This window comes from Pseudomonas sp. NPDC087626, from assembly GCF_044743405.1.
Classification (GTDB): Bacteria; Pseudomonadota; Gammaproteobacteria; order Pseudomonadales; family Pseudomonadaceae; genus Aquipseudomonas.
Map to the genome: position 1 here is coordinate 182124 of NZ_JBIUWJ010000010.1, position 6879 is coordinate 189002.

General features: G+C 60.8%; 7 protein-coding genes and 1 pseudogene. 4 read left to right on the top strand and 4 right to left on the bottom strand.

Annotated elements, in window-relative coordinates:
* Nucleotides 1–52: 52 nt before the first annotated feature.
* Together ACIOVD_RS11320 and ACIOVD_RS11325 are read left to right on the top strand one after the other, a co-directional pair.
* Nucleotides 53–526 carry an antitoxin Xre/MbcA/ParS toxin-binding domain-containing protein gene (locus tag ACIOVD_RS11320; RefSeq protein ID WP_401127710.1) on the top strand — a complete coding sequence of 158 codons (474 nt, stop codon included), beginning with the start codon at nt 53–55 and terminating at the stop codon, nt 524–526.
* Nucleotides 526–1017, top strand: coding sequence for an RES domain-containing protein (locus tag ACIOVD_RS11325; protein WP_320332394.1), 492 nt, complete (start codon nt 526–528; stop codon nt 1015–1017). The genes ACIOVD_RS11320 and ACIOVD_RS11325 overlap by 1 nt, the downstream gene beginning before the upstream one ends.
* 61 nt (nt 1018–1078) lie before the next feature.
* Here ACIOVD_RS11325 and ACIOVD_RS11330 read toward each other — a convergent pair whose 3' ends face one another.
* Nucleotides 1079–2245 carry an MFS transporter gene (locus ACIOVD_RS11330; protein WP_401127712.1) on the bottom strand — a complete coding sequence of 389 codons (1167 nt, stop codon included), beginning with the start codon at nt 2243–2245 and terminating at the stop codon, nt 1079–1081.
* 94 nt (nt 2246–2339) lie between these two features.
* Here ACIOVD_RS11330 and ACIOVD_RS11335 point away from each other — a divergent pair, with 94 nt between their 5' ends.
* Entirely contained in the window at nt 2340–3233 is an 894-nt protein-coding gene (locus ACIOVD_RS11335) for a LysR family transcriptional regulator (protein ID WP_159996403.1), read from the top strand.
* Between the two features lie 3 nt (nt 3234–3236).
* Here the strand turns inward: ACIOVD_RS11335 and ACIOVD_RS11340 are convergent.
* Together ACIOVD_RS11340 and ACIOVD_RS11345 are read right to left on the bottom strand one after the other, a co-directional pair.
* Nucleotides 3237–3323, bottom strand: a pseudogene (locus tag ACIOVD_RS11340) (glutathione S-transferase); the annotation flags it as partial.
* 188 nt (nt 3324–3511) lie between these two features.
* Nucleotides 3512–4150 (bottom strand): TetR/AcrR family transcriptional regulator, encoded by a 639-nt coding sequence (locus ACIOVD_RS11345; protein ID WP_401127714.1) that lies wholly within the window; start codon nt 4148–4150, stop codon nt 3512–3514.
* 129 nt (nt 4151–4279) lie between these two features.
* Between ACIOVD_RS11345 and ACIOVD_RS11350 the strand changes: the two genes are divergently transcribed.
* Nucleotides 4280–5497, top strand: a complete 1218-nt coding sequence (locus tag ACIOVD_RS11350) for an MFS transporter (protein WP_401127715.1) — start codon at nt 4280–4282, stop codon at nt 5495–5497.
* A 170-nt stretch (nt 5498–5667) separates the two neighbouring features.
* On the opposite strand, the gene ACIOVD_RS11355 is transcribed toward ACIOVD_RS11350, so the two are convergent.
* Nucleotides 5668–6879, bottom strand: a 1212-nt coding sequence (locus ACIOVD_RS11355; RefSeq protein WP_401127717.1) for an acetate--CoA ligase, incomplete at its 5' end; no start/stop codon positions are given.

Below are 6879 nucleotides of genomic sequence, written 5' to 3' on the forward strand. Positions count from 1 at the left end.
AATTTCTGTCAAGTGGCGCTATATTTTAGCCATATGGCAGAGGAGTGCGATCATGATTACTGCAGGCAAAGAGTCCTATCCAATAGCGTACGACCCAATACGTCCGCTGCAATTGCTGTTCGGTGAGGGGAAAAAGCTCAAAGCCACCAGCGCATTTGAGCTTCACGCGCTCATGGAGAAAGGCTTTCCGTCGGACCTGGTCATCTCGTTTGTTCAATCGTACAGCCAGTTCCGTGACCATCACGTTTTTTCTAAGATCATTGGCCTGTCTGATCGTACGGTGCAGCGTCGGATCAAGAGTCCTGAGCCGCTGACCGCTGAACAAACAAACGGCACCTGGCGCTTGGCTACGGTGTTGAGCAAGGCTGAAGAAGTGTTGGGTGATCGTCAGCAAGCGGTTAATTGGATGACGTCGCCAGCAATGGGGCTTGAAGGGAAGGCGCCTATAGATCTTCTGACCACGCAAATGGGCTTCGAGCTTGTCGAGGACTTTTTGACGCGCATGGAGTATGGGGTGTATTCCTGATGACGATAGTGCCAGGCAATGGTGAGTTGTATTTGTGGCGTCTTGATCAGGAGAAGCATGCGTCCACCTGGTCGTCCGGTATAGGCGCTGAAATTGCCGGCGGCCGGTGGAACTCTAAAGGTTGCAAGGCTGTGTATTGCTCGGCGGATCCTTCCACGGCAATTCTTGAGGTGGCGGTGCATAAAGGCTTTCAGGCATTGGACACTGTCCCACACGTCTTGACGTGTGCCCGGGTAAAAGAAATCAAGTTGGTTCACCGGGTGATGCCGAACTCGGTACCGAATGCCAACTGGCTATTTCCAGGCTCCCCCGGCCGCGGCCAACAGCAGTTCGGTGACGGCCTCCTAGCTCAGCATCCCTTCGTATTGATACCTTCGGCGGTTTCTCGGCACAGCTGGAATGTGCTGATGAATCCCGCTGCTGCGCAGGATCTGTTTGAACTCGTTAGCCAAGAACAATTCGCTTTGGACACCAGGCTCAATCCTCCCTAGGTTGTGTCTGGCCGCTAGCCGTCACTCATCCATGGCGACTAACAGCCCCCTCACATCATCGTCACACAAGCGCTGCGGCAATCGCTCTGGAGCGCCAGGCATACGCCAACACCATCAGCAGCCCCAGACCCGCCATAGCCGCTCCGGCTAGGGAGATCGCTGGATAACCCATTCCGGCATTGATCACCGCGCCGCCCAGCGCCGCACCAATCGCGTTGCCGAAGTTGAACGCTCCGATGTTCACCGCAGAGGCCAAATTGGGCGCGTCCTTGGCCGCTTCCATGACGCGCATCTGTAGCGGCGGCACCAGGGCGAAGCTGGCGATACCCCATATCAAGATGGCAACGGCGGCCGGCAGCGGCCAACGCATCAGTACGGTGAACGCCAGCAAGACCAGAATCAGTACGCTCAGCGAAACGATCAGGGTGCGATCTATTGAGCGGTCGGCGGCCCTCCCGCCCCACATGTTGCCCAGCGTCAACCCCACACCGAACAGCACCAGCATGGCTGTGATGTAAGCGGTGGACGCGTGGGTCTCGCTGCTGAGGATGGGCGCGATGTAGGTGAAGACAGTAAACATTGCCCCCGAGCCGACTACGGTCAGGGCCAACGCCCCCAACACCGGGCCACGGCCCAGTGCCCGAATCTCGGCCAGTACACCGACGCTTTTCGGCGCCGGCAGGTTGGGCAGGGCGAACCACAACGCCGCCATGGCCACCACTCCGAGGCCGGTAATACCCCAGAATGCGGTGCGCCAGCCGAACAGTTCGCCAAACCAGGCGGCAAGCGGCACACCGCCGATGGTCGCCAGGGTCAGGCCCATGAACATTGCCGCAACCGCCCCGGCACGCTTCTCAGGGGCGACCACACTGGCGGCGACGATCGAGCCAACGCCAAAGAAGGCACCGTGGTTCAGTGAGGTCACCACCCTGGCGACCATGAGGCTGTAGTAATCGGTAGCCAGGGCTGACATCAGATTACCCAGGGTGAAAATCGCCATGAGTCCGATCAGCAGATAGCGCCGGGGAATCTTGCCGGTGGTCAGGGTCATCAGCGGCGCGCCGAGCAGTACGCCCAGGGCGTAGGCGCTGACCAACAGACCTGCGGCGGGAATGGAAACGCCGAGATCGGCAGCGATACCCGGCAACATGCCCATGGGGGCGAACTCGGTAACGCCGATGCCAAAGGCACCTATGGCGAGTGCGACTAGTGGTGGATTGATACGCATGGAAGGCTCCTTATCTATGCTGCCAATGCTACGATCCAGCCTTTTCAAGCGGTAGATAGCATTTTTGGCAATCACCTTTGCGTAAGGGGCACAAATGGACTTCAGCGGCAAGTCGGGTGAAATGGCCGTGTTCGCCACCGTGGCGCAGGAAGGCAGCCTGTCGGCCGCCTCGCGTGCATTGGGGCTGACACCCTCGGCGGTCAGTCGGATCATCGCGCGTACCGAACAACGTCTTGGTACCCGCCTGCTGTTGCGAACCACCCGAGCGATCACCTTCACCGCAGAGGGTGAGGCGTTCCTGCGGGGCGCCCGACGGATCCTGGCCGACATGGCCGAGGTCGAAGAAGCCATCGCCGACCAGGGCGTACCAAGGGGCCGATTACGGGTCAGCGCCGCCCTTGGCCATGGGCGGCTGGCCATCGTTCCCTTGGTGGCAGCATTCAGCGCTCGCTACCCGAACATCGTCGTCGACCTCACCCTCGGCGACGAAGTCGTCGACATTCTCGGCGGCCAGGCCGACGTAGCGGTACGCTTTGGCCATCTGCCGGACAGCCCGCTGACCGCCCGCAGGATCGGCGCCACCGGCCAGGTAGTGGTGGCATCGCCCGAATATCTGCAGCGCCACGGTACCCCCCAGGAACCGGAAGACCTGCTACGGCACAACTGCCTACGCTTCAACTTCCGACGCGCCGAACCCAATTGGCCGTTCATCCGCGACGCACGTGAGTTTTCCCTGAAGGTCAGCGGCAACATCGAATGCAGCAGTGGTGAAGCGCTGGCACAACTCGCGCGAGTAGGTGCCGGCATTGCGCGTATCGGCGAATTCAGCGTGAGCGAGGATCTGCAACGCGGCGACCTGATACCGCTGCTGGAAGCCTGGAACCCAGGCGATCAGGAACCGATTCATGCGGTGTTCGTAGGGGGTTCGACAATGCCGGCGCGGGTGCGGTTGTTCGTGGATTTCTTGCTGGAACATCACCGGATGTAAGCGCTCGCGTCAAGGGGATTTCTATCTCAGCACGGCCCAGAGTACTTTTCGTACATTGATCGATGATGCCTTACCCAGTATGCGCAACATTCCTTGTCCTTACAGTTGTTGGCTAATCGTGTCGACACTATCGCCTATTCGAAACGGCTGTCCAGCGTCCGCTCCTGGCCGACTGCTGCCTATTAAGTGAAGCGGTTGAAAGGAAAGTTTGGCAATAGCCTCGTGGTACGAACGTTGGTTCACACACATCTTTCACCGGCTAAATCAATCAGTCTCTTTTAACCATTGCAATGGGTGGGCGGCACGGTAGAGGCAGCAATGTCCCACGTCAGCATTATCTGGGTGATGGCCGCATCAATGACCCCATGCGGCGTGTTATCCCGAGCAAGGATGGAAATACCCTGCAAGAAACTGTCGAACACCGTAGCCATCGCGGGCGCGTCAATATTGCCCGGCAACTGGCCGGCACTCACACCCAGTTCAACACACGCCAGAATCCCCGCGCGAGTGCGGGCGCGAGATTGGGTCAGGGCTTCGACCACCCGAGCATTCTCTGGGCTGGGCGCGCTCATCATGCCGAGGGTCACCATGCAGCCCTTGGGATGGCCTTCTTCACACTGCATGCGCGCCGACTGGCGCAGCGCGGTCTCGATGGCCTGGCGTGGCGGCAGGCTCTCGTCCCACAGGCATTCGGTGACCTGGGCGAAGGTCGCCAGGTAACGCTGCACGCACTCATCAAACAATGCTTCCTTGGAACCGAACGCCGCGTAAAAGCTCGGCGCGGAGATCCCGCCACCGAGTCCGGCTTTCAACTGAGCGAGGGAGGTCGCGTCGTAGCCGTGTTGCCAAAACAGGTGCAAGGCCTGTTCCACGGCGTGGTCGCGGTCGAAAGTGCGGGGGCGGCCCATTTGCGCCATTACAAGGCTCCTCTGAATGACGAGATAAATACTAGTCGATACATAAGTCGTTGACAACGAGCGCTTGCCGTCCTCAACATATGTATCGATCAGTATTTAAATCTGAAGTCCTCGCTCAAGGAGTCTCCCGTGACACCCACAATCACCTTATCGGCAGCGCCCGACCGCCTGCCCATCGGCGCGTTGCTTGCTCTGGCCATGACCGGATTCATCTGCATCGTTACCGAAACCCTGCCCGCTGGGCTGTTGCCGCTGATCAGTGAAGGCTTGGTGATTTCCCCCTCCATGGCCGGCCAGATGGTCACCGCTTACGCTCTGGGCTCGGTGCTGGCGGTCATCCCCATGACCATCGCCACCCGCGGCTGGCGCCGCCGTAACGTGCTGCTGCTGACCATCGTCGGTTTCTTGTTGTTCAATTCCATCACCGCGCTGTCATCCCATTATGGCGTGACTCTGGTGGCGCGCTTCTTCGCCGGTGTCGCGGCGGGGTTGGCCTGGAGCCTGCTGGCCGGCTACGCACGTCGCATGGTTGCGCCCCATCAACAGGGCAAGGCGCTGGCGCTGGCCATGGTCGGCACACCGATTGCTTTGGCCCTAGGCGTACCCCTCGGTACTTGGCTGGGCGGCCTCGTAGGTTGGCGCACCACCTTCGGCATCATGTCGGCCCTGACCCTGGTGCTGGTTGCCTGGGTCCTGGTGAAAGTCCCTGACTACCCACCCCAAGCTGCGCACCAGCGCATGTCGCTGCGAACCGTGCTGACCACGCCGGGCGTACGACCTGTGCTAGCGGTGGTGATCAGCTGGATGCTGGCACACAACATTCTCTACACCTACATCGCTCCGTTTGTGGCGCCGGCGGGGTTGGGGGATCAAGTGGATTTGGTGTTGTTGGTGTTTGGTATTGCGGCGTTGGTGGGGATTTGGGTGACTGCCAAATTGGTTGAGCCATTGTTGCGCAAGACTGTGTTGGTGAGCTTGGCAGCGTTTGTGACGGTTTGCGTGATGTTAGGTTTTTTGGGTCGCGTGCCTGAGGTGATCTACATCGGTGTGGCGGTTTGGGGGTTGAGCTTCGGTGGGGCGGCGACGTTGCTGCAAACGGCACTGGCGGATGCGGCCGGGGATGGGGCTGATGTGGCGTTGTCGTTGAATGTAGTGGCCTGGAATAGCGCGATTGCGGGGAGTGGGGTGGTGGGTGGGGTGTTGCTGGATAGGTGGGGCGTCGCCTCTTTTCCATGGGCAATGGTGGTGTTGGTGGGTGTGGGGTTTGCAATTGTCTGGAGCGCTCGGGTTCACGGCTTCAAATCGGGCCCGCGTGCGGCTGGCAGGCCTGCGGTTGCGGGGCACTGAACCACATGCAAATTGAGCGAAGGGCGGCGAGGACTGCGTCCTCGAACGCAGCCTCGCGGGCTCGACAGCTGCTACGGGGGATTGGGCATTTCCCAGCAAACGGCGTGCACTACGAAAAAGCCCCGCTCGGCGCAGTGCCGGCGGGGCTTTTGGTGACTCGAGAACCGCGCTTACGCGACGTTCATGGTCTTGTGAGTATCGATCAAATGCTGCACCACACCCGGGTCGGCCAGGGTCGAGATGTCACCCAAGCCATCGTACTCAGCCGTGGCAATCTTGCGCAGGATGCGGCGCATGATTTTCCCCGAACGGGTTTTCGGCAGTCCTGGCGCCCACTGGATGACATCCGGCGAGGCGATCGGACCGATCTCCTTGCGCACCCAGTTCTTCAGTTCCAGGCGCAACGCTTCGTTCGGCTCTTCGCCACCGTTGAGGGTGACGTAGACATAGATCCCCTGGCCCTTGATGTCGTGCGGCACGCCGACTACCGCGGCCTCGGCGACTTTCGGGTGGGCGACCATCGCGCTCTCGATCTCGGCGGTGCCCATGCGGTGGCCGGAGACGTTGAGCACGTCATCCACCCGGCCGGTGATCCACCAGTAGCCGTCTTCGTCGCGACGAGCACCGTCGCCGGTGAAGTACATGCCGCGGAAGGTCTTGAAGTAGGTGTCGACAAAACGGTCATGGTCGCCGTACAGGGTACGGGCCTGGCCTGGCCACGAGTCGAGGATCACCAGGTTGCCTTCGGCGGCACCTTCGATGATGTTGCCCAGGTTATCCACCAGCGCTGGCACCACGCCGAAGAACGGACGCGCCGCAGAGCCTGGCTTGAGGGCGTGAGCGCCCGGCAGCGGGCTCATCAGGGTGGCGCCGGTTTCGGTTTGCCACCAGGTGTCGACGATCGGGCAACGCGATTGTCCGACGTTCTTGTAGTACCAGTCCCAAGCTTCTGGGTTGATCGGCTCGCCCACCGAACCCAACAGGCGCAGGCTGCTGCCATCGGTGCCTTCGCAGGCGGCAGTGCCGGAGGCCATCATCGCGCGGATCGCGGTCGGCGCGGTGTAGAGGATATTGACCTGGTGCTTGTCGACGATTTTCCCCACCCGGGTGATGTCCGGGTAGTTCGGCACACCTTCGAACAGCAGGGTGGTCGCGCCATTGGCCAGCGGGCCGTAGACGATATAGGTGTGGCCAGTGACCCAGCCGACGTCGGCGGTGCACCAGTAGATTTCGCCCGGACGGTAGTCGAACACGCGCTCATGGGTCAGCGCCGCGTACAGCAGGTAGCCGCCGGTGGTGTGCTGAACGCCCTTTGGCTTGCCGGTGGAGCCGGAGGTGTAGAGGATGAACAGCGCTTCTTCGGCGCCCATTTCTTTCGGCGC